We start from the raw sequence: 24,931 nt of genomic DNA, 5'->3' as shown, positions 1-24,931 counted from the left end.
GTTAGCGCTTGCAGTATTATCACTCCAACAACGACTACAGCCTGTACTTACTACAAACCAAGGTGGGAAACCAACATGAAAATGAATTCCTTGTATACTCGGATCCATACCATTGTGAAACACTTGGAACGTGCACGACTGACCTCAAAAACATATATCCCTGAGCTTTATCATAAAGAAAGTGGTTACCACTCCTGGGAACTGGTACATGAGGACCCTTCCTCCTGGAACGTATTCCGTAAGGGTGATGGCTGGGGTGGCAAAGATGTACACAGCTGCTTTAAAACCCGCATTCGAATTCCGGATCATCTGGAAGGAAAAAAGGTCGTGTGTACCATCGTTACTGGTGCTGATGACATCTGGAATTACGATAATCCGCAATTCTTAGCATTCCTCAATGGGGAACTGATCTGCGGTCTAGACGTGAACCATACGGAAATTGACCTGACACCCGCTGCGGCAAAAGGTGATGAATTCGAACTGGCATTATATGCGTATTGCAGTACGTCTGCCGCGGATGTTTTTCTAAATGTATATATCGCCGAGCATCATCAGCAAGTCTCCGATTTGTATTACGATCTCAAGGCTGCGCTGGATGCTGCGGATCTACTGCGTGAGGATGATCTGGAGCGCCTGAAGTTGGTCGAACATCTGAATAAAGCCGTGAATCTGCTGGATTTGCGCCAGGAAAACAGCTCAGAATTCCATGCATCGGTACTGGAAGCGCGCCGATATCTGCAAGATCATGTCTATGGTGATATCCGCCCTGCCGGTGATCACATCCCTACCGTGCACTGTATCGGACACACGCATATCGATGTGGCATGGCTGTGGACGCTGGATCAGACTCGGGAGAAGGTCATTCGTAGCTTCGCGAGTGTATTGTATCTGATGGACAAGTTCCCAGAGTATACCTTCATGTCCTCTCAGCCCCAGCTGTATGCGTACTTGAAAGCAGACTACCCATCCCTATATGAGAAAATTAAGGAAAAGGTGGCCGAAGGCCGCTGGGAAGCGGAAGGTTCAATGTGGCTGGAGGCTGATTGTAACTTGATCTCGGGTGAATCCATGATCCGTCAGATTATATACGGGAAACGTTTCTTCAAGGAAGAATTCGGCGTAGAGAACCGTGTGCTCTGGCTGCCGGATGTATTTGGTTATAGTGCAGCGATGCCGCAGATTATGCGCAAGAGCGGCATTGATTATTTTATGACAACCAAAATTGCCTGGAATGATACAAACCAGATTCCAAACGACACGATGTACTGGCGAGGAATCGACGGATCAGAGGTCCTGACCCATTTCATCACAGCAACAGACTATGACAAACACCCTGATTTCAGGCAGCGTCGCTTCGAAACGACCTATAATGGTCGGTTTAATGCTTCGCAAGTAAAAGGTACGTGGCAGCGATACCAGAACAAAAACATCAATGCAGATGTCCTGCAATGTTTCGGATTCGGAGATGGCGGCGGTGGACCAACCGAAGAGATGCTGGAGCATGGCAGACGACTTGATATTGGACTGCCGGGTGTACCCGCAGTGAAACGCACCTTTGTACGCGAGTTTTTCGAGAAGCTGGAGCAAAATCTGGCTGATGTTCCTTCCGTTCCTCGCTGGTCGGGTGAGCTGTATCTGGAGTATCACCGGGGTACCTATACTTCCATGGCGCGTAACAAACGGTACAACCGTCATAGCGAATTTGCGCTGGCTGATGCCGAGCTGTATGCCATGATTCATCGTCAGGCGAATGCACAGGCGGCCTATCCAACCGATGCACTGGAGCATGCATGGAAGCTGACGATGCTGAACCAGTTCCATGATATTCTCCCGGGCAGCTCCATTGAGCAGGTATATGTGGATTCCAAGGAGCAATATGAAGAAGTGCTACGTGTCACGGATGAGCTGAAAGACAGTGCGCTGAACGGCATTGCAAGCCAAATTACATCTGATGGCGAAGCCATTGTAGTATTCAACACGACCGGATTTGTACGGACGGATGTGGTTGAACTGCCTGCTTTTGCGAGAAAAGTAACCGTCTATGATGGAGATCGCCCTGTACCAAGCCAGCGGACTCCCGAGGGAGGCCTCGTGTTCCTTGCAGAGAACGTGCCTGCATCCGGGTATAAATCTTTCCGAATCACACCAGATCTAACAGACGAGCTTGTCGCGGGAGTTTCGGTTGCACAGTGGGAAGCAGATCGGCGCCATATCCACACACCTTGGTACGATATTCACCTGAATGAAAGTGCCGAGTTCACATCCGTATGGGACAAGCTGGAGGGCCGTGAGCTGCTCCAGTCTGGCAAGCGTGGTAACGTGCTGCAAGTGTTCGAGGATCGACCTGCGGAATACGAGGCATGGAACATTGACGATTATTATGAACAGCATATGTGGGAGATTAATGACCTGCAGTCGCTGGAGTGGGTTGAAAGTGGGCCGGTACGTTCCGTGCTTCAAGTGAAGCGACAGTTCCTGGACTCGGTCATTGAGCAAACGATCATCTTCTATGCGCACACGCGCCGGATTGATTTCCGTACGTTTGTGGATTGGAAGCAGGAGCATTTGCTGCTGAAAGCCGCTTTCCCGCTGGATATCTGGAGTGAAAAGGCCGTCTACGAAATCCAGTACGGCAACGTTGAGCGTGCTACCCACCGTAATACCAGCTGGGATCAAGCCCGGTTTGAAGTGTGCGGGCAGAAGTGGGCCGATCTGGCGGAGAACGGGTACGGTGCTGCTCTGCTGAACGACTGCAAATACGGATATGATATTCATAACTCGGTGATGCGACTGTCGCTGATCAAGAGCGCAACGTACCCGAATGAAAATGCCGACAAAGAGCAGCACGTATTCACCTACGCGCTCTATCCGCATCAGGGCGACTTCCGTGAAGGACGTGTCATCCAAGTTGCTTATGATCTCAACCGTCCGCTGGTTGCCCGTGAAGTAAGTCCGCAAACCGGTACGTTGCCGGGAACATGGTCAATTGCATCGGTCGATCAGGATAATGTCGTGCTGGAGGTTATCAAAAAAGCCGAGAACAACGATGATATGATCATCCGAGTCTACGAAGCACATGGCCGCCGCAGCCGTGCTTCCCTGCAATTGCCTGAGGGAGCAGGTGCTACGGCGTACGCGTGTGATTTGCTCGAGAATAACGAAGCGGAATGCGCCGTGGAAAATGGTCGAATTTCTTTTGATATCAAACCGTATGAGATTCTGACCTTCCGTATCCCTGCTGAACAGTAAACAGAAATTACGCAACATGAAAAACTGCAACATTGCTTAATATGCTTCAACAATAAAGCAATAAAGGGCTGCCACCTGTCATATCTGACATGAGAGCAGCCCTTCATTTGTCGTTCTTTAAAATTCTTCGTACTCGCTTGGGTCCTGATCCCACAAACGTCCATCTGGACGATTAAATGCAGAGATGACCTGCATCTCTTCTGTGCTCAACTCAAAATCGAATATATCGATATTTTCCTGTTGATGCTGCAAGGAGCCGGCTTTCGGAATGGGAATGGAACCCAGCTGAACATGCCAGCGCAGAATAATCTGGGTTGGCGTTTTGCCATGCGTTTCCGCAATCCGAAGAATGTTCTCATCCTTCAGAATATCCTGTACGGCATCATTGCCACGTCCAATCGGACTCCAGGATTCGTTCACGATGCCATGCTTTGTATCCTGTTCCCGCTGATCGGCTTGGTCAAAGAACGGATGCAGCTCAATCTGATTCAGACTCGGCGCTATCCCCGTTTCCTTAATCAGCCGATCATTGTGCTCAGGCAGGAAGTTGCTGACTCCAATGGATCGGATATATCCACGTTTTTTGGCTTCGATCAGTGCTTGCCATGCCTCGACATATATGTCCTTTTTCGGATTGGGCCAGTGAATCAGATACAGGTCGTAATAATCCAGATCCGCTCTGTACAGGGATTCCTGGATCGCCACAAGTGCTTTATCATGAGCGTGATAACGCCCCGGCAACTTCGAGGAAATGAGTAGTTCTTCTCTGGCGATGGAGCTTTGTTTGATTGCTCTGCCCACCGTTGCCTCATTCTCATAGTTATACGCCGTATCAATTAATCGATAACCCGCATCCATTGCGGACGCGATCGATTTAACGCCTTCTTCACCTTTTAAACTATAGGTACCAAATCCAATTGCAGGCACTTTCAAGCCATCGTTCAATGTATATTCCGGAATTTGATGATTCATCTGAAGACTCTCCTTTGCAAAAGGTATACGAACAATATGGTAAAAATAATGCCCCTCTCCGTTTATCTACCCCTCCATAGGCGCTTGAATCAATTGGAAGTCACCACTCCATTTTAGTCGGGTGACGGCTTCCTCTTCTAGCTCTCATGAAGAACGGTCTCCTTTTCATTCAAACGAAGAGATGGGCGTGGCCGATAACCGTTGATTGCCTATAAAGTTCTTAATAGCCATAGCAGCCTGCTTATACCCGCCAGCATCGCGTAACGTTTTCCCAATAACCTCAGCATGCTCCTTGTAGGAGGCATTACCGAGCACTTCTAATACTGCGTTTCTAAGCACATCGGGTGTAAGGTTATTTTTGTCCACGATGACCCCTGCTCCCAACTCCTGTACCCGGCCTGCTACACGCGGCTGATCCGATGTTAATGGAAGCATGATTAATGGTACATTGTAATACAAAGCTTCGCTGGTACTGTTCATGCCTGCATGGGTCAGAAAAGCATCTACACACTGCAACACTTCCAGTTGAGGGACATAGGGTCTTATGATGAAATTGTCAGGAATGAGATCAGCAATGGGCTCTATATCGGTATCCTTCCCAGAAGACAAGATAAACTGCACAGGCAAATCACGAAAGGCCGTAAAGCAAAGCTTATAAAAATCAAGATCCTTATTTAAAATGGTTCCCATCGAAATATAAACTGCCTGTTTGTAAAGAGCATACAGAGATTCGTTTGCAAAGCCTGGCGCATCCTTTCGGGGGATAATAGATGGGCCAGTGAATACAAAGCTGTCATCCAGCTTCTCCCCCATGGGTTGAAAATAACGACTTGTATACACAATCTTCAGTTGTCCTGAATGCTCTAAAAGTTCCGCCAGGGAAGGTACAGCCACATCGAACTGGGAAGCTATTTGCTGGGACACTTCCACGATGCTGTTATATAGCTCCTTGACCTCCTCCGTATCATCATTCAGTTGATTGTCTGACCCAAGAGGCTCCACAAAAACAAAGGTGCTGGTTGAGCATACCGTTGGTATACCTAGCTTCTCACCTAGAATTTGTCCTCCCCAGCCTATGATGGAGTCAAAAATGATATAATCGTAGGTTTCATCATTTTTGATCAGATTCAGAACATCTGGTATAAAGCGTTGAATAACTTTTGCCAATATCATATATAAAAATTGGTAAGGATGCTTGAGTTCAAATGGCTTCATACCGGGGTTGTTGAGCAGGGTTGCCTCGTTGAAGGAATAGGCCTTAAATTGTGCGCCTAACGCTTCAATCTTCGTCCGGTATTTTTCGGTACAACAGTAAACCACTTCATCACCGTTCTCTACCAGTTCCTTGATTAATCCAAGCGACGGATTGATATGGCCTTCTGCAGGGATCATCACAACTAATACACGTGCCACGGCACTCACCTCCATTAAATTTTCCAATGCACTCAAGTGGGGGATATGGTAACCCATTCTTCCAGACCATTGGCTTGAATAAATAAAACTCTACTACCTCATTGAGGCGGTAGAGTTCCTATTCATGAGACGGAAGCATTAAAGTCTACGATACCTAACGTTTTTTACTCTCACGAGCTGGTCACGGCACCCAGACATCCCTTTTATAAAAGGTTACGCTGTAAGCATCGGTATCGCTGTATCGTCCATCTTTGCTTATCACTTTAAAATATACATTATTGTAGTCGACAAGAACCGTATCCGCTCCTGACGTATTCGTAGAAGAAGCAACCAAATTTCCAGCGCTGTCATAGGCGTACAGATCGTAATCATAGCCGGAAGGAGAACCCAGCACGACAGATTTGCCATGCCCTCTGAATGTAAAGTAGTCTACATCTGTCGGGGATGATAGATAAGACCAAGCACTTCCACCCCAGTAAGCCGGACCGTAGGGAGTGGCCACCGTTTGCGTTGGGATTTTATACGCGCTGCTCAAAGTGTCATTCGACTCGTAATTATCCGCCAAGGCCGTACCCACAATCGATCCTGATAAAAGCGTTATCATAATAGCAGAATACAATGTTTTCTTCATTTCATTCTCCCTCCATTTCTTTTGAAAAGTTAGCACGCCAAAGAGACTTCATGCTTTTCCCTCGTTCATAGACACGCCTGATCAGAAAAAGCTCCAAATCACCCCTTTCAAAATATGGAATTAATTAGATTATAATGTAAAGAAATACATATTGTCTACTTGTTTTTGCAGACATTCTGTTTTGTTATCTTGCACTGAACCCTATCCCATGAACTGACCGTCAGTCTCATAAATAAAGCACTTGGATGTGTTCCTGTGATTTTAAAATTAGCCAACTTGTTAGGACTCCACATATCCTCACCCGTGGCCGAAATGGAGGTGCATCCAAACGTAAAAACGACCACCAATATGGTGGCCGTCACATCTATTTTGATAAATCTTCTTAATACTCTCGCGCATATTGCTTATCCTCTTTCAGCTGCACAATGTCATGTCCAGTTGGATTCTGGAAGGCCCGTAGTCCAAATGTTGACGCCACCGCGAAGATATGGTCAAAGATATCCGCCTGAACGTTCTCATATACACCCCAGTTGATATCATTGCTGAATGCATAGATTTCCAGAGGCAGCCCGCGATCTTCCGGTGCTAATTGTCGCACAATCATCGTCATATCTTTATTGATTTTTGGATGATTCCTCAAATATTGATGGATATATTCCCGGAATACACCGACATTTGTCAGTTGTCTGCCGTTCACGTTGCTTTCGGTATTCACCTCGTGCTCCATGTTGTACGCTTGAATTTCCTTTAATTTTTCCGTGACATAATCAGTCAGGTAGTGGATTTTCTCAAATTCAGCCACCATCTCTTCCGTACAAAAACGGATACTGCTGATATCAATATAGATACTCCGCTTAATCCTTCTGCCACCGGACACCTGCATCCCTCTCCAGTTACGGAACGAGTCCGAAATGAGGGCGTAGCTGGGAATCATCGTAATCGTTTTATCAAAATTCATAACCTTTACCGTATTCAATGTAATGTCGATGACATCACCGTCCGCATTATACTTTGGCATCTCGATCCAGTCACCAACGCGCACCATATCGTTCGACGATAGCTGTACACCCGCCACGAGGCCCAGGATCGAGTCTTTGAATACGAGCATTAATACCGCCGATAACGCCCCAAGTCCACTAAGGATAATGAGCGGGTTCTGTCCGATCAGGCTGGAGATGACGATAATGCCCCCGATAATGAACAGGACAATCTTGGCTACCTGAATGTAACTCTTGATTGGGCGAATCTTCGACACCTCATAGGTACGATAGATATCATCGAACACATTCAGCAGAGCATTCAGAACCGTAATCATGATAACAATCATATAGGTCATTGCTGATTTTTCAATTATGGCCTGATAGGGCGAGAAAATATAAGCAGAATAATAGATTATAATGGCTGGCACAAGATGCGACAGCTTCTGAAATAAATTTTTCTGAACCACAATATGGCCCCACTTGAAACGGTTGTTACTTACGATACGATGGACCGTCTTCAGTACCACTCGCTTGGCAATCACATTCGCCAATATCGAGATCACTGCTATAAAAATAATCATAATGATGTTTGAAAGATAACCAATGGAGGGTCCACTCATGCCGAGTTCTTCTAGTTGATTTCTGATAAAGTCCATTGTTTCCTCCTGACATAATCTAGTTTAGCCTATTATTATAAAGTAGTTTGAGAGGGCAAGCAAAGTTTGTGCTCCCGCTCCGTTCTTCCTATGTATTATATATATTAAAAAAGGACCCTGTCATTCAAAGAATGATGGGTCCACTTGATTATGTCGTCTTTGCATCATGATCACGAGAAATGTCCAGCAACTCACTCACCGTCACCAGACGGTACCCTTCCGCGACCAGTTCATCCACCAGCACACGAACCGCCTCCACCGTCTGGGAACGATCCCCGTACCCGTCATGGAATATGAGCACGCTGCCGGGTTTCACCGCAGACCGGGTATGCTCCAGAATGTGCTCAACGCCGGGATTGTCCCAATCTCTCGCATCACCGTTCACCGCACCAATCGTACGATATCCACGCTCCGCCGCCAGAGACAATATATCATCGTTTACGCCAAAATACGGCGGTCGGAAGCAGCGGGCAGGTTGCCCCGTAACTTTTTGAACAAGATTTTCTGCACGTTGCAGCTCCTCTCCGGCTTCCTCCAGCGTCAACTTGGTCAGATCCGGATGCGTGTACGTATGGTTGGCGATCTCATGCCCTTCACGGTGCACCTCCGCCGCAATCTCCGGGTGGTTCTCTATCTCTTGGCCAATCATGAAAAACGTCGCCTGCCCACCGGCACGCCGGAAAATCTCAAGCACTTGAGGTGTATAGACCGGATGTGGCCCATCATCAAACGTGAACGCCACAACCTTTTCCCGAACAGACTCCTGCTCTACCATCACGATATTGACCATACTATAATGACCCCTCTCTGAAACTGACTGGCTATATACCCCTTATTATTCCATGACCACAGGCTCCGGTCTAGTCCAGAGATCACACCTTGCGAAATCCCGAATCAAGTCGATATCTACCAGAAAGATAGTACAAGCAAGCGAGCGAGCAGCAAGCCCTTCTACCGCCACGCCCTCCAGTCCAGCCCAGCCTCCAGCTAACCTTTGATCGCACCTGCGATCATACTCTTTTGCACCTGTTTGTTCAGCAGCAGATAGATGACCACCGTCGGCACCGTCGTAATCATCAGTCCAGCACCAATGATACCCCATTGCGTAATGTACGTTCCCACCATCGACATCATGCCCACCGTCAATGTCTGGTAAGCCGTGTTATTGATAAACGTTACTGCAAACATCAGCTCATTCCAGCATGACAGAAATGTGAAGATGGCTACCGTTGATATAGCCGGGGTTACCAGAGGCAGGATAATGGAGAAAAACGTCCGGTATATGCCGCAGCCGTCGATAACCGCCGACTCCTCCATCTCTCTTGGGATACCTTTGAAAAAACTGCCCAGAATGAATACAGCCATCGGAATGCCAAATGCCACATAAGGAATGATCAGAGACCAGTAGCTGTTGAGCAGGCTCAGATTCTTCAAAATAATAAACAATGGCAGCAACGCCGCATGAATCGGCACCATCATGCCCAGCAAAATGATTGTCATCGTCAACCCGCTGAGCTTCCAATTCATTCTCGTGATTGCGTATCCCGTCATGGAGGACAAGATCAGTACCAAGACAATGGAGGCTGCAGTAACCAACACACTATTCATAAAATAGGTCAGCACATGGCCGTCGGACATTGCTTTGGTGTAGTTGCTCCACAAAAACGTTTTGGGTAACCCGGCCACATCACCGCTGAAGATCTCACTGTTATCCTTCAGGGAAAACAGCGCCAGCCAGATGAGCGGGTAGATCTGTACAATCGCAACGAGGATCAGAAACGCTTGCAGGAACACTTTCCCGATCGGTCCGGAGATGGACCTCGGCTTGGGCTTTTTTTGCAACATGACTTCTACGGTACTCATGCCTTATGCCTCCCTCTACTCCGTTTTGAACAATGAATTAATGAGGATCGTACACACCAGACATTCCACAATGATAAAGACCGAGATCGCACTGCCATATCCATACCGGAACGTATCAAAAATGGTAGCGTACATCAGCGTGCTCGGCACTTCAGTGGTGTAGAACGGCCCGCCGCCAGTCAGCACATAGATCAGGTCAAACACTTTGAATGCACCAATGACCGAAAAAACAAGGCTTACCTTCAGAATTGGCTTCATCAGCGGGATCATAATGGACCACGCCGTCCGAATACGGGAAGCACCATCCATTCGAGCCGCTTCGAGCACATCCTGAGACACGGACTTCGCACCTGCATACATCAGCAGCATGTGATACCCCACGTACTGCCACAAGGTTGGAATAAAAGATGCCGCCAGCGCGGTGTCCTTCTGCCCCAGCCAGTCCTGCGCCAGGCTGGATAAACCGATACTTTGCAGCAGCACGTTCAGCAGGCCGTAATCGGCATTGTAGATTTTTGACCACAACTGGGCAATAACCACCGTCGAGATCAACACCGGGATGAAATACACGGTCCGGTAGAAACCTTCCCCCTTGACGTTGGACGCCAGAATCAGTGCGAGCACCAGCGAGATCGGCAGTTGAATGAACACCGAAGCACCCGCGAATAACAGGGAGTTCTTGACCGAATTCAGCACCCGGGTATCCTTAAACATCTCCACATAGTTGTCCAAGCCGATAAATGTACCCCTGCCCACGCCGTTCCAGTCCAGCAGACTGTAATAACTTGAGACAAAGATGGGAATAAGCACAATTCCGCAGAAGAGAGTCAGTGTGGGCAGTACAAAGACGGCTATCGTGCCTTTATTGGAAAATACAGAGTTCATTGTTGTTCTCCTCTCAAAGGCGTGACCGGGATACACCGGACCACGCCTCGTTTGGGTTCATCTTCATTGTTAGCAAGCTTCAGCTTGTCAAGCTCACGAGCGTACACATGTAAGCACTGCGCGCATATTAGCCTGCGCGACCTACAGGCTCAGCTCTGTTGGTTTGAGCTGTGCCATCTGTTTGCAGAACTCCTCCGGTGTTACATCGCCGGCAAGCAGCTGGGCAATCAGGTTTTTGTGCGCTTCGGCAGACTCCGCTGGCAGAATGTTATCCCACCACGCGATGAATGAGGTCGCCGTTTTCATAATATCTGCCGCAGACAGATCAAGGGAGGACAGGCTGGATGTGTCGAGTGCATCTGTCTTCCAGCTTGGCAGGCCGGCTCCAGCCAGGAAACCTTGTGTACCAAGCTGTTCGCTCAGATACATGAGGAATTCCACGGCTTCCTTCGAATGTTTGGTATTCTGGTTGATGTAGAAACCATCGACGGCTCCGCCGAAGATTTCGGTATTTGTGCCTTTGCCATCTTCAAACACCGGGAACGGAATCACTTTCACTTTGCCTTTGACTGCGGAGGACGGGTCCTCAATTCCAGCATTCACCCAGTTGGCCTGGAACATCATCGCCCCGTTACCTGCATTAAATGCCCCAAGCATCTCGTCATAGCTCATACTGAACATGCTGCTGTTGAACGCTCCTGCTTGCGCAAGCTGCTGCATTTTAGTCGCGGCGGCTACAAAGTCGGGCGAATCCCACTTCGACGGATCTTTAAAGGCTTCCATCACCGCAGCATTGCCTGCCTGACGCATCGCAATAATGTCGTACCAGTACATGCCCGGCCAGCGGTCCTTTTCCCCAATCACAGCCGGGGTGATCCCCGCCGCTTTCAGCTTGGAGACTGCATCCAGCAGTTCGTTATAGGTGGTCGGAATCTTGGCACCCGCCTGCTCGAACAGTTCCGTATTCACGTAAAGGTTGGCGATATGTGTGTACACGGGCAATGTGTAGATTTTGCCGTCCATATTGATCGCCTCAGCCATTCCCGGACCCATTCGTTCTTTGATATCGTCCGTCAGGTAACTTGAGATTTCCAGCACATTGCCGGATTTGATGTACGGCTGCATGAAACTCCCGCCACCCATGCCATAGAACAGGTCTGGCGCCTCACCAGCCGCAATCGATGTTTTGACTTTGGTTTTATACTGTTCTCCTGTCGTGCCCGTACGTTCAACCTGGATGTCCGGATGCTCGCTGTTCCATTTCTCAACAATCTCGGGCAGCAGTTTGGCCGAAGGATCGGTATTGCCAACTGATTGATCCCATAGCGTCAGCTTGATCTTTCCATCGCTCTCCCCCTGTGTACCACTGGACGAACCGGATGAACATGCCGCCAGACTGCTTACAATTCCCAGAGTCAGAATTAGACTTGCTGATTTTTTTAATAGCGCTTTCATCTCTATGGACCTCCCTATGTGTTTTAGTTCGTTCTAGCCCATATTTTAGGCGAACTGTGCGTTGTTCTCCATTTAGAAAACAGGCATCGATTTGTAATATTCGAACATATGTGGAATTGGAACTGGTAGTGTGGGGGGTACATTCTCGTTTTTCAGGTTTTTACATTCCGATATTCGTTCATGGACCGACCGATATGTTTTTTGAACAAGACGCTGAAATAATGCGGGTCCGGGATGCCTACCTGCTGCCCGATCTCATACCCCTTTAAATCGGTCTGCTTCAGCAACGTTTCGGCCTTTCTCATACGAAGCTGCGTCATATATTCCACAAATGTCTGCCCGGTCTCTTTTTTCATCAGCCGTCCCAGATGGCCCGAACTTACGTAAAAAGCAGCCGCGGTGCTGGAAAGTCCCACTTCCGCATTGCCCATGTTCTCTTCAAGATAAGCCATCACCCGGTCGATCAGATTGCCTTCCTTGGCCTGTCGCTTGGCTTGTATGACATCCGATACGGTGCGGACATGCTGCTCCAGCATGCTTTTTAGTTCGGGCAAATGATCTGCTGTAAAAATGGCCGCAACGGCCTCTTTGTTCAATGCGTGCTCTCCCTCAATCTGCTGCTCTATGGCAGCACGCTGGCACTCCGTAACCACGTCCATGGCTGCCATCCGAAACTGTGAAACGTCCGAAAACGGCACAGACAGCATACGCTCCAGCAACAATACGGCTTCTTCCCCCGCACCAACACTGACGTAAAATTGCAGTTGTTGGAGCAACTGAGCATCCGAGTGGTAGGGCCTCTTACCGTTTTCGATGACCAGATCCTCGAAGCAAATAACCTGATTTTTCCCCACAAACGCCTGATAATCGAGTGCACGACAAGCTTCCCGGTATCCCACACAGGCCCTTCCCCATCCTGATTGCCATTGCCCAATCCCTACGGTCACATCAACTTCACACCCTTCGAGCTTAAGTGTATGTTGAAGTTCTTCCTGAAGCTGCTGTACCTGATTGGTAAATTCCGTATCCGCACCAAGTGAGAGCACAACTATCCGGTTATGCGGGTCCATGACGATAATGGTTTGTAAATCCTGCGGATAAAATGCCTGCACCTGCTTCATGCCTACCATTCGCAGCAAAATATGTATTTCCTCAGCGGGTTGTCGATGGGCTTCTGTTTGATGCTGGCTTAATTGGGGCTGACCATGTTGTTGTTGGGGTCCTCGATGTGCTTCATGTGTTTGGTGTGTTTGGCGTGTTTGGTGATATGGTTCGGACAGATGTGGATATACCTCTGGTGCAGCTATCTTCGCTTGCGGTACAGCAACCTCCACCTCCATTACTGCGATGCGCAATCCTGGTTCGCCAGACGAGATAGGAATGCCGAAGAAACGCCCCTTCTCTTGTAGTTCATCCTCAGGTATCACATCACTTAACCATTGATTTACAAACCTCTCCCTGAGATAAGGCAAACTCTGCTTCATCTCCTCCCGCAGCTTCATCAGCTCGTACTCACGCCCCATCTCCTGCTCGATTGCCACTCGCAGCTTCGTCGTAACCTGTAATAACTCAGAAGCACGGATGGGTTTCAAAATAAAATCGGATATGCCCAGCTTCACACTCTGACGAGCATATTCAAATTCATCATGTCCCGTCACAACCACGATTTTTATGTTCGGGTAACGCTCCATGAGGATGCCACTTAGTTCAATGCCGTCCATCTTTGGCATGTATATATCCGTGAACACGATGTCTGGACGCAACAACTCAACCTGATTCAAAGCCTCTGCAGCATCGGAGGCCTCGCCAATGATGGTCATGCCTTGCTGCTCCCAATCGATACGCATGCGCAGCAGATTTCGGATGAGGTACTCGTCATCCACAATCAATACCTTTAATGGTTCCACAGTTAATTCCATGATTCATCGGCTCCCTTCAGGATCGTTATGATAATGGTTGTTCCTTTTCCAACTTCGCTCTGCAGCTTGAGTCCATCTTCTCTGTCATAGAAAATGCGAAGCCGCTCCATCGTTCCCCACAAGCCAAAGCTTGGATTGTGTTTAGAGTTATAGGTAGGATTAGAAATATTAGATGAGTTTGAGCGATTAGATGAGTTAGAACGGTTAAACATGTTCATTTCTGTGCGTTGAACCTGCTGTACTTCTTCCTCGGACATGCCGACTCCGTCGTCAGTGATCGTTAGAAGTACTCCCTCCTTGGATCGACAAGCTTGGATGCGTATCGTGCCCGGGCTGCCTTTGGGACGAATACCGTGATACAGCGAATTTTCCACCAACGGCTGGAGCACAAGCTTGGGAATCATCACTCGTTTACAGCCTGAATCGATATCGTACTGCACCTCAAATACACCGGGGTATCGCACCTGCTGGATCGTCAGATAATTGCGTACAATCTCAACCTCCTCGTGCAGTGTAATCAGTTCACGCCCTTTGCTGACACTCAGCCGATAATAACTTCCGAGCGCTTCTAACAGCTCACATACCTTTTCGTTCATGCCGGACATCGCCAGGGAGGTAATGGAATCAAGTGTGTTATATAGAAAATGCGGCTTGATCTGCGCCTGAAGTGTATTCAGCTCTGCTCGGCGGATCGTCTGCTGCTCCTGAATGATGCGTTTCAGCATCTGGTCAATCTGCTCAATCATCTGGTTGTATCCTCCATATAGCTGTGCGAACTCGTAACTGTTCAGCTCAACCGTCACTTTGCGGAAGTTCCCACTTGGCGCTTTCTGCATGGAACGAAGCAGCTTGTGAATCGGCTTAATGATGCTGCGTGAGATGATGAACGAACTGACGAAAAAGACCGTTCCATTCACTGCCAGTAGAATCAACGCAAGCAGCACCATGGATTTATTACGGGTATCCGTAGCCCGGTATGGGCTCATGCTGATGAATTTCCACTGATCATCACCAGCCGAACGATAGGTAACCGCATATTCCTGACCACCCGATTGCAATGTGATGAAGCCGGAAGATTGCTCTTGAAATGTTTGTTTTAACTTGGCCTGATTGGCCTCTAACATCTCGTACATCCCTTCCTGTCCAGAAGCCGCAGATATGGATTCGCCGGATACAGCAGGCACGGCCTTCTTTCCATCGGTAGCGTTGGTTGCAATCACCCGCTGATGCTCATCCAGGATGGCCACCTGAAATGAATCCGGTGCAGACAGGTTGGCATAGGCCTGAGCGATTGATTTGCCTTTGATGTTCATGACCAGAAATCCAAGCGGAGACGTATCATCCAAATCCCGAATGAGGCGAATAAACGACACCACCTCTTGCCCATCATTCTCCCCCGTCGCCGAGACTCCGCTGTCGTTGTTGCCACCATTCAGCCTGAGCAGATATCTTCCGTTATGCTTCAGTGCCTGTTCGTACCACGGCGCTTCCTTCACATTCGCTTCCATAAACGTGGGCCATTCCTGTGTACCAACCGAGAATCGGTGCCCCGAATTATCGTAAATATATACTGAATCGATAATTGGAACCGCTTGCATAAGATTGGTCAAATACGCGCTGACCTTGGACTGTGTCTGTAAATTGGAGTACACGTTGCCCTGCCGCAGCAGGTTCTGCAAGTTGGGATCGGAGAAAATCATTTTCGAATAATTGTTCACGTTCTCGATCATCAGATTAACGTTGGTTTCAATGGATGTAATCGTCTGTAGTGATGCTTCATTGATCTTTCGTTGCGCGTCATTCTCCGAGATTCGATTTAAAACCAACGCACTAAACGCCACCGTTAGCAGAATAATGACAAAGTAGGCAAACGGGATTTTAAAAGCCAGCGTCTTGGGCTTGCGTTGGATAAACTCTTTGAAACGGGGCGTCCAATTGTTCTTCATTGCACTGGTGTTCGCTTTTGCATTTGCGTTTACTTTTGCATCGGTCTCAATATCTGATTGGGTCGTTGCTTTCACTTCTATTTTTCATCTCCCTCTGTTACTGCTCCTTCATCTGTTGTTGCATCTTTTGCTCTTTGATTCACTGTGACCCTCCTTTGTTTCCGAGGTGTGATGGGTTTATCGGCTGGGATCGGATGACCTGTTGTGATATCCACCACTCTCTCGGATTTTATACAATTGTATATTATAGGACTGTGTATGGAGGAGGCTCAACTCTTTTTATCGCTTGGGGATGGCTTGACTGAGTGAAGTAGAATGAGGCTTTGGGAAGACGATTGTTGTGAACGCTGTGAATGCTGTGGGTGGGGGCCCCGTAATTGGAGCCGCAAGGAGCACTGCTTTATAAAATTTTGGAGGTACAGATAATAAGTTGTGGTTTTGCCGGATGGAGAGTGAAGCGGGGGGGAGGGGCAGAGGATCTGAATACACAAAAGACGATGATAAACGTCTACCTTGATATGGCATACTTTTGAGCAAGATTACGATATCTACGGGCATCATTCTTACTACTTACAGAGTGTTGATCGAGTGGTTAAGGTTGGGAAAATCCAATTATCGTTTTCTCGTATGATGAATTTAAGTAGGGAAAGTGTCGGGGGAAAACTGCCCTCGGGCAGGACAAGTAAAGAGTTCATTATGGTAAGAAACAGCGAATCGTGATCAAAGCGAGAATTCGGTAACGCCTTTTTTGGAGGCATATTTCAGCGTGTAGCTTCCTTCTGTGCCATATGGCATCGTAGCGATTTGGATGCGGGTATAATCCAACCGACTCTCTCTCAGCACTTTTTTAACTAGCGCTATGCTCCGATCTTCGTCCGCTACCACACAGAAAATGTTCATTACATATTCCTTCGGATCAGCCACACGGCTGCCCAGGTCACATCCATCCACCTCTCCCAACTCCGCCTGGGTCAGAACAGTTTCCAGATATTCCATCACCTTTTCCTTCAACCAATGATCTCGTTTGCCGCCCTGCGCGCTCTTCAGTGGATATTGCACCACAAGCCAGTATTTTTCACTCATTTAGCTTCACCAACCAATCTTTATATGATAGGACATTACATTATGTGTAGGGCATTTGAACGATAAAAATGCATATGTTAGCCTTACATTCCTCCAGTTCAAAATGGGCTAGATCATTGACCTTACTGCTTTTTGGAATTGTACTGCCCTTCCATTTGCAGGATGAGGAACATGGTGATGTTTAATGAGATGGGAGCTTAACATGTCTGCTGACTTTCTGCCAATAGCCACGATCTGAGCATCAGGATTCAGTTGCATAAGCTGTCTGGCGAATACCACACCATCCTCCAACTCTGCCAAAGTCGGCGTTCGATTCGTCATCTTTTTTTCAGAAGATTGATAAGGATGAAAGGGATAGATGTTCCAAAATATAAAGTCCGTTGGTTTCCACCTTGAACTGGATAACACTTCGCCCCATATGATGGATGCTGTCGGTTCTGCAAATCCATACAGTGCCTGACTCCGGTTAGATTTGACGATATTGGGCAGGCTTGTTCGGACACCCGGCTCACCTGAAAAAATCATCTGGTGATTCACCAGCGAGTGATTCCCGGTAACCATTCGCTCGGACGTCAAGGGTACGCCGGAGAACCTCGCCCCTTGATATCCCACAGCTTCAGCAATAAAAATGTACCGAGCCTTGGACATTCTCGGTTCCAAATACCTGACCAAATGTTCCGAACGAATTTTCACCGCTTCGGGGCCGATATCATAGCCCGTCACATAATCTCTCCAGGGATTAATCACATTTACTGGCGACGCATATGCTTGTATCCCTGCAACAAACTCGCGGATCTGTTGCTGCGTTTGGCTCATGTTTTTTTGCCTCCTTTGGGAGATTACGGAGTAAATTGGGCTTGCTTCAGCTTATTTTACAAAGATTATATCATAAACAGAAAAACCACCAACCAGAACGCTGGTTGATGGTGGATAGAAACTGTAGAAAACTATTGTGGTATAACTTCTTCCCACTGACCATTGGTGGTTTCTTTGTAGGTAAAAATGTTTCCATCATACTTTCCCTGAATAAAGTTAGAACCCGCTTCTTTCCATTCCTTAGTAACAGATAGGACAACTTTAGAATTCTGTGAATTTATTAAAACGTATTTCCCTCTTGATAAATTAATCTCAAAGGCTACTGGATAAAAATCGTACCAGAATAGATTGTCTGATTTCTCTCCCAGTATACCCGCATCACCAACTTTAGAGAAATGAGGACTGATGACTCGAAACCTGAACTCCAACCACTTTCTGGGATCTAAAGGAAATTCGTAATGACTATTGGGCTCCACTATAATATATGACTTTTCAGGAACCGGGTGTTGAACTTGAACTTTGTGCTCGATTATTTCTTTGGATATTACTCGAAAAACTAAATATACCACTATAAATAGTATCGAAATAATTACGGGTAATTTAGGCTTGTTCCTCAAAAAAATACTCAATCCAAGACCAATAATTAACGGAAACCAAATCCATGGATCTCCCAATGTAATGGCCCCCATAATATATGATTTATCGCTAAAGGGATAGAATGCTGGTAAATCATGTCCCATATAGTCTAAAAATAAGTGTCCAAACAAGACAGACAAAATAGAAGATCCCCAGATTAATTTGAAACTTGTCTTTTTATAGAACAGTTTTGTCAAATATGCTATTCCTAAAGCTAAAAGGGGTGTAAACAATATAGAATGGGACCACGGAGCTACACTTCTATCCCCAAAAATATCAGGAATTATTCCACACAGAGCACCCGAACATATACATATTATAAGATTTTTCCATGTATCCCTTGGCAAAAAGCAGTATGCAATTACCGCCCCAAGAAGAGCATGTGATAGAAGATGAAACAACAAATATAAGTACGGATCCAAAATACCTACTCCTTTACTCTATTATTATAAATATTGTATTTAATGTTAAATATTATAAATTATTTTTTCATATAAAAGACCCTGAGAGTCGAACCTTTTCCAAAGGTCTGCAGGGAGTAGTCTCCGTTTGGATGTATCCAATCTACTTTCTTAGATCTAAATTCGCGTACCAAGCCAGCATCTGCTCCACAAAAGTGGGATCCACAAGCTATTAAAAATCCTTATAACAATGGATGGTCCGTATGTATTTTCTATTATCATAATCTGGTCTAGCTAAAGCAGGCTATAGATACCTATATACGTTTCAGAACCTAAATGTACCTGATATACTTTCTGGAAGCTGCTTTCGACCTATATATACCTCTATTTCCTCCATTTATATAATTTAGGTTATTATATCATAAAATAAAAATCCACCAACCAGAACAATGGTTGGTGGATTTTGCTTACTTTAATGGAGGTGAGGGGGTATCGAGCCTTTGACCCGAAGATAACGGCACAAGAGCTTCTACGGGTATAGTCACAGTTTTGATGTCACCCGAGTGTCAGTAACCCACAAGAACAGGATTAGCCCAAGCAGGTATGGACTCAACACAGTAGATCAAATCACCCTGTATGATTTCTGCAACAATTAAAGGCTCGTATGTATTATCAATGATGATAACCCGATCTGCGATGGCTAGAGCCGGTTTAAGGTTCTTCAATGACTGACCATATCGATAACGAATGTCTTCTTCTGCGATCCAATGTCCGCCTTGTTCAACACGAGAGGCTACACGATCTATATGCATTTGAACATCCTCAAGGCCGATATAGTATACGACGATTTCGCAACTTTTTTCTTTAGCAATTTCCATATGTTTTAAAACAAATGATCCGGACAATGTCGTTTCAATAGCGAAGTTTACACCACTTTTAATGAGAGTTCTGATTCTTTTCACAGCTTCCCTGCCAGCAGACAGATCAGCACTGCGCGGATTCTCTGGCTTCAACTCTCTTGCAATTTGATCCGGATCAACCAGTTCACCAAGCCACTCTCTCATTTGCATACTGAGTGTACTTTTCCCTGCTCCATTGGTTCCAGCAAACACAGTCATAACTGGTCTGATTTCACTCATGATACTCAAACTCCTGGCGTTTCCCAGTAGCATCAAATATAATTTCAAATTTATTTCCTTCAGCATCCTCACGAACGCGTTTGTTGTTCTTTATATAATAAATAGAGGCACCTGATTCTTTAGCTTGTTTCCGTGCATGTTGATTGGCTTTATTTAAAATTTCTTGGAGCTGTTCTCGATTTTCCAACATCTTGAGTCCCCCAATCTAAATTTATGCTTATTATATCATAAACATAGAAACCACCAACCAGATTACTGGTTGATGGTTTCTTGACTCTAATGGAGGCGAGGGGAGTCGAACCCCTGTCCGAAGATAACGGCACATAAGCTTCTACGGGTGTAGTCACAGTTTTGATGTCACCCGAGTATCGCCCCGTAACCGGCTATACGTTGGGTCAGCCTGATTGTCTTCTTCAGCACACCCCAGGCGGAGATGTGACAGCGTATCCCACTACTAGTTAGCCCCTATCCCTGTCACATGGGCGATGCAGGGTAGAAGCACGCACACAGTTTCTTAGGCTGCGAAAGCGTAGTTTGTTTGTTGTTTGCCGTTTAATAGGCTTTAGCGTTGATAAAGCGGACGCGTCCCCACTACCCGCTACCCATGCTCGAACTATCCCCGTCGAATCCATAAACGCCCCCTCAATGAAGAAGGGCTCCAGGATTAATCCGTGAATACGGAGCAAAGGTGCTGCACATCTTTTTCCTCCAAGGTAAAAAGATGCTTCTTTCAAACTCGGCATTCCAGTCTGCTACATGAGTAATCATAACACAGGACACATCACCGAAATAGTACAGATTGCTGGAAGACATTCCAGCAGGCTGAGCATGTGTACAAGGTTATCCAATACAACAGGCTCAATCGTCTACATATTATACCGCGTCGCCAATCGGAAGTAAAGTTTACCCAGATCGGCTCACGAACAACTGTACCTTAGTATTTTACCCACGCGCCTGATAAACTACGCAACAGCTGATAATTTAAATTCATCACCGCACTCTCCATGCTCCTGGCAATTTTCTTAGTCACACACAACAAAAATCAGCCAACTGCACACTTCGGCTATTCACATCAAATCACCTTCCCCAAACACAAATAAAAAAAGCCTCAATCTTGCCCATTGCAGGACAAACCTTGAGACTCCTTAACTCATACATCAATCTTCCTAGCTTCATCATAAAAAACTATCTTATACACTTAAAAGTAAAGCATTTACGCCCAGCGCTCCACTTAACGCGCAACCTTCTGCTTCTCGCGCAGTACCCGTTGGATATCACGTTGTGCATCGCGCTTCGCGGCAGTTTCACGTTTATCATACTGCTTCTTACCTTTACCCAGTCCGAGCAAAAGCTTTGCATAACCATTGCGGATATAGATTTTCAGCGGAACAATGCTGTACCCATCCTGTTTCGACAGCCCGAGCAGCTTGTGAATCTGCACTTTATGCATCAACAACTTGCGCGTACGTGTTGGATCAAGCGGATTATTTCGGTTCCCTTGTTCAAAAGGACTAATATGCATATTGTGAATATGAATCTCACCGTTCCGAATCGTGGCAAATGCATCACCAATATTCGCACGGCCGTTACGAAGAGATTTGATCTCCGTTCCGGTAAGCACCATGCCCGCTTCATACGTATCTTCAATGAAGTAGTCATGGGAAGCCTTTTTATTCTGTGCGAGCACTTTACTCTGTCCATCATTCTTACCCATGTCCTCACTCCTTCTCCGTAAAATAAGCCGGTACCATGCTCTATAGCAGCGCACCCAATGTTGCACCAAGGTACCACGTGCCAGACCCTAATTGTAGCAAGTACGGCTGTTAAAATCAAGAAAGAGGCGACCTCTGCCGCCCCTCCTCATTACACCACTTTCAGACTGTGCGAAACAACACACCGGCTAAAGTGACTATTTTCTCCAACGCTTAACCTGGAGGAACGACTTGTAATCCGTTTCTCCAAGTTACGTTAGCTTTATTTTTTCTTTTTCCGTACAAAAGCTGCCGTGCCGTTACCAGCTGCACCTTTGCTCTTCTTCCGCTTGCGTCGTGGTGCTCCGCCTTCCTGAGCGCCACCAGGAGTTGCATTCTCTCCAATAAATACGCCGCTTGGCGAAGTGTTTTTGCGTCCACTTCCGCCTTTGCCACCTTTATTGCCGCCCTTGCCGGATTTAAAGCTTCCTTCACCGCGACCGCTGCCGCTGTTCAGGCCACTTCCTTGTCCATCGGTTGAACTACTGTCCGATCCACCCGATGTAGAGCTATATCCGCCTTTACCTGAGCCAAAACCAAAGCTCACCGCACCTTTGCCTCGGCCAGTTGATCCTCCAGCATCACCAGCACGACGCTCACCTTTTGGTTTGCCGCCGCCTTTACCTGCGTAGCCACCAGATGAGCCTGCGCCCGCGCCTGCACTCGCTGCTCCACCGCGACCGCCACGTCCACCTTTGCTGCTTTCTTCCGTTGATCTGCCACCACGGCTGGCTCCAGCAGCGGATGAGCCTCCTTTGCCGCCACGTGAACCGCTGAAACCACCCGGTCCACCCTTGACACCGCCGCGACCGCCACCACTTGCTGGGCGTCCACCTTTACCGCCACGTCCGCCACCGAAGCCGCCAGGACGTTCACCGCGAGGTTTCATATCTACCATTTCAAAATCAATCGTATACTCTTCCATGCTTACACGTGCCACACGGATCTTCACTTCATCACCGATGCGGAAGACTTTCGAGGTACGTTCACCAATCAGAGCCATATGCTGATCGTCAAAATGGTAATAGTCGTCCGTAAGCGCGCTCAGGCGAATCAGACCTTCAACGGTGTTCTCCAGTTCAATGAACATACCGAAGCTGGTCACGCTGCTGATCATGCCTTCGAACTCTTCGCCTACTTTATCGAGCATGTACTCGGCTTTCTTCATCTTCTCTGTATCCCGCTCAGCTTCTACCGCCACACGTTCACGTTCCGAAGATTGCTGCGCAATATCGGCCATGCGTCCAGCCAGGTACTCCTGACGGTTCTCCGGCAAAGCGCCTTTGTTCTCGATCACTTCGCGAATCACTCGGTGAATGACGAGATCGGGATAACGACGAATTGGAGACGTAAAGTGACTATAGAATTCTGCCGCCAGGCCAAAGTGACCCGACATTTCGGAATCATACTTCGCCTGTTTCATGGAACGCAGCATCATCGTACTGATCACGGTCTGTTCCTTCGTACCGCTAATATCCTCAAGCAACGATTGCAGTGCACGTGGATGAATTGCGTTGCCACGTCCTTTGACTTGGTGTCCGAAATTCGCCGCAAAGGCGAGGAAATTTTGCAGTTTTTCCTGATCCGGGTCTTCGTGCACACGATAAATGAACGGAACCTTCAACCAATGGAAATGCTCTGCCACTGTCTCGTTCGCTGCCAACATGAACTCCTCAATGATTTGCTCCGCTATAGAACGCTCCCGTTTCACGATATCTACCGGTTTACATTCTGCGTCCACAATGATTTTGGATTCTTCAAAGTCAAAGTCAACCGCACCACGGCGCATACGCATGGCACGCAGCTTCAAGGCGATCTCTTTCATCAAATGGAAATCATCCACCAGATCCTTATAACGCTCGAGCAATTCCGGCTCTTCACCTTCAAGGATTTTGCGAACGTTGGAATACGTCATCCGCTCTTTGGTTTTGATTACACTCGTGAAAATGTCATGTTTCACAACCTTCATCTGGTCGTTAAACTCCATCTCACAAGACAAAGTCAAGCGGTCTACCTGCGGGTTCAAACTACAGATCCCGTTGGACAGACGCTGTGGCAACATCGGAATAACCCGGTCCACCAGATACACACTGCATCCACGGTTGTAGGCTTCCTGATCCAGCTTGGAATTTTCCTGCACATAATAGCCAACGTCGGCAATATGAACACCCAGACGATAGTTACCGTTAGGCAGCTTCTCTACATTTACAGCATCATCCAGATCCTTTGCATCTTCGCCATCAATCGTAACAATGTTAAGTCCACGCAGATCACGACGACCCTGTTGTACAATCTCTTCATCCGTGATGGAGTCTGGTGCTTTCTCCGCCTCTTCTACTACTTCATCCGGGAAAGCTTCAGGCAGCTGATGCTTGCGAATAACGGACAAAATATCAATACCCGGCTCATCCTTATGACCGAGAATCTCGATCACTTCACCTTCAGCTGCAGCACGACCCTCTGGGTAGCTGACGATCTTTGCTACGACCTTCTGTCCATCAACAGCCCCTGCAAAGTTGGTACGCGGGATGAAAATATCGCGATTAATCCGTTTGTCATCGGGAATGACGAAGCCGTACACTTCATGGCTTTGGAATACACCAACCACTTGTGTCACAGCGCGATTAACAATACGAACAATCTCACCCTCCAGGCGACCGCCAGATGGTCCTTGCGATGTTACTTTAACGAATACCGTGTCACCATTCATCGCACTCTTCATATCATTGGCATGAATGTACACATCCGGGTGCTCCCGATCCTCAGGAATGAGGAAAGCAAACCCTTTGGCGTGAGCTTGTAAACGTCCGCGTACCAAATCCATGCGCTCTGGCATGCCATAGCGATTGTTACGGGTCAACAAAACTTTGCCGGATTCCTCCAGCGTATTAAGCATAATCAAAAAGGCTTTGAAATCAGCTGCATCTTCGATCGCGAAGTGCTGTTCCAACTCCTGATAAGTCATTGGTTTATAAGCGGTTTCCCGCATAAAGTCGAGCAATTGTTGTTCTGTTATCATTAATATATTCACCTCGGGAAACATAAAAGTGTAATCAAGTCTCATCTCTTTATGTATCGGAATACTTACCATTTTCATGCAATACCATGTCACTGTCGTGAAGAGTGTAGTAGTGCA

The 24,931-nt window shown here is 47.1% G+C and carries 19 protein-coding genes and 1 other RNA gene; 1 reads left to right on the top strand and 19 read right to left on the bottom strand.

Annotated elements, in window-relative coordinates:
- Positions 1-75: 75 nt before the first annotated feature.
- Positions 76-3,249 carry an alpha-mannosidase gene (locus CXK86_RS26155; RefSeq protein ID WP_101314822.1) on the top strand — a complete coding sequence of 1,058 codons (3,174 nt, stop codon included), beginning with the start codon at positions 76-78 and terminating at the stop codon, positions 3,247-3,249.
- Positions 3,250-3,366: 117 nt separating this feature from the next.
- Here CXK86_RS26155 and CXK86_RS26150 read toward each other — a convergent pair whose 3' ends face one another.
- The 19 genes from CXK86_RS26150 to rnr form a co-directional block, all read right to left on the bottom strand.
- The gene (locus CXK86_RS26150; protein WP_101314821.1) at positions 3,367-4,221 is read right to left on the bottom strand and encodes an aldo/keto reductase; all 855 of its coding nucleotides are present in this window, start codon (positions 4,219-4,221) and stop codon (positions 3,367-3,369) included.
- Positions 4,222-4,386: 165 nt separating this feature from the next.
- Positions 4,387-5,634 carry a macrolide family glycosyltransferase gene (locus tag CXK86_RS26145; RefSeq protein WP_101314820.1) on the bottom strand — a complete coding sequence of 416 codons (1,248 nt, stop codon included), beginning with the start codon at positions 5,632-5,634 and terminating at the stop codon, positions 4,387-4,389.
- Positions 5,635-5,815: 181 nt separating this feature from the next.
- Positions 5,816-6,265: a hypothetical protein gene (locus tag CXK86_RS26140; protein WP_047841473.1), complete on the bottom strand. Its 450-nt coding sequence runs from the start codon at positions 6,263-6,265 to the stop codon at positions 5,816-5,818.
- A 382-nt stretch (positions 6,266-6,647) separates the two neighbouring features.
- Positions 6,648-7,901, bottom strand: coding sequence for a mechanosensitive ion channel family protein (locus CXK86_RS26135; protein WP_036616263.1), 1,254 nt, complete (start codon positions 7,899-7,901; stop codon positions 6,648-6,650).
- A 148-nt stretch (positions 7,902-8,049) separates the two neighbouring features.
- The gene (locus CXK86_RS26130) at positions 8,050-8,691 is read right to left on the bottom strand and encodes a polysaccharide deacetylase family protein (protein ID WP_101314819.1); all 642 of its coding nucleotides are present in this window, start codon (positions 8,689-8,691) and stop codon (positions 8,050-8,052) included.
- 45 nt (positions 8,692-8,736) lie between these two features.
- Positions 8,737-8,862, bottom strand: a complete 126-nt coding sequence (locus CXK86_RS32785; RefSeq protein ID WP_257468208.1) for a hypothetical protein — start codon at positions 8,860-8,862, stop codon at positions 8,737-8,739.
- A 26-nt stretch (positions 8,863-8,888) separates the two neighbouring features.
- Entirely contained in the window at positions 8,889-9,764 is an 876-nt protein-coding gene (locus CXK86_RS26125) for a carbohydrate ABC transporter permease (protein WP_180361873.1), read from the bottom strand.
- 15 nt (positions 9,765-9,779) lie between these two features.
- On the bottom strand, positions 9,780-10,649 hold the full coding sequence (locus tag CXK86_RS26120; protein WP_101314818.1) for a carbohydrate ABC transporter permease: 870 nt from the start codon (positions 10,647-10,649) through the stop codon (positions 9,780-9,782).
- 141 nt (positions 10,650-10,790) lie between these two features.
- The gene (locus tag CXK86_RS26115; protein WP_101314817.1) at positions 10,791-12,104 is read right to left on the bottom strand and encodes an extracellular solute-binding protein; all 1,314 of its coding nucleotides are present in this window, start codon (positions 12,102-12,104) and stop codon (positions 10,791-10,793) included.
- Between the two features lie 152 nt (positions 12,105-12,256).
- Positions 12,257-14,023: a response regulator gene (locus CXK86_RS26110; RefSeq protein ID WP_101314816.1), complete on the bottom strand. Its 1,767-nt coding sequence runs from the start codon at positions 14,021-14,023 to the stop codon at positions 12,257-12,259.
- On the bottom strand, positions 14,014-16,044 hold the full coding sequence (locus CXK86_RS26105; protein ID WP_101314815.1) for a cache domain-containing sensor histidine kinase: 2,031 nt from the start codon (positions 16,042-16,044) through the stop codon (positions 14,014-14,016). The genes CXK86_RS26110 and CXK86_RS26105 overlap by 10 nt, the downstream gene beginning before the upstream one ends.
- A 645-nt stretch (positions 16,045-16,689) precedes the next feature.
- A complete protein-coding gene (locus CXK86_RS26100) occupies positions 16,690-17,052 on the bottom strand; it encodes a hypothetical protein (protein WP_101314814.1) in 363 nt (120 codons plus the stop codon).
- Positions 17,053-17,160: 108 nt separating this feature from the next.
- The gene (locus CXK86_RS26095; protein WP_101314813.1) at positions 17,161-17,868 is read right to left on the bottom strand and encodes a uracil-DNA glycosylase; all 708 of its coding nucleotides are present in this window, start codon (positions 17,866-17,868) and stop codon (positions 17,161-17,163) included.
- A 131-nt stretch (positions 17,869-17,999) separates the two neighbouring features.
- Positions 18,000-18,926: a metal-dependent hydrolase gene (locus tag CXK86_RS26090; protein ID WP_180361872.1), complete on the bottom strand. Its 927-nt coding sequence runs from the start codon at positions 18,924-18,926 to the stop codon at positions 18,000-18,002.
- Between the two features lie 545 nt (positions 18,927-19,471).
- Entirely contained in the window at positions 19,472-20,044 is a 573-nt protein-coding gene (locus CXK86_RS26085) for an ATPase (RefSeq protein WP_101314811.1), read from the bottom strand.
- On the bottom strand, positions 20,037-20,234 hold the full coding sequence (locus CXK86_RS26080) for a hypothetical protein (protein ID WP_101314810.1): 198 nt from the start codon (positions 20,232-20,234) through the stop codon (positions 20,037-20,039). The genes CXK86_RS26085 and CXK86_RS26080 overlap by 8 nt, the downstream gene beginning before the upstream one ends.
- 87 nt (positions 20,235-20,321) lie before the next feature.
- Positions 20,322-20,686: a transfer-messenger RNA gene (gene ssrA / locus CXK86_RS26075) on the bottom strand.
- A gap of 589 nt (positions 20,687-21,275) precedes the next feature.
- Positions 21,276-21,758: an SsrA-binding protein SmpB gene (gene smpB / locus CXK86_RS26070; protein ID WP_036674736.1), complete on the bottom strand. Its 483-nt coding sequence runs from the start codon at positions 21,756-21,758 to the stop codon at positions 21,276-21,278.
- Between the two features lie 260 nt (positions 21,759-22,018).
- Positions 22,019-24,814, bottom strand: coding sequence for a ribonuclease R (gene rnr, locus CXK86_RS26065; protein WP_101314809.1), 2,796 nt, complete (start codon positions 24,812-24,814; stop codon positions 22,019-22,021).
- Positions 24,815-24,931 lie beyond the last annotated feature (117 nt).

Source organism: Paenibacillus sp. BGI2013 (assembly GCF_002843485.1).
GTDB classification, from domain to species: domain Bacteria; phylum Bacillota; class Bacilli; order Paenibacillales; family Paenibacillaceae; genus Paenibacillus; species Paenibacillus amylolyticus.
The sequence above is the reverse complement of the archived record's forward strand: the minus strand, read 5'-3'. Positions and strand labels throughout refer to the sequence as shown.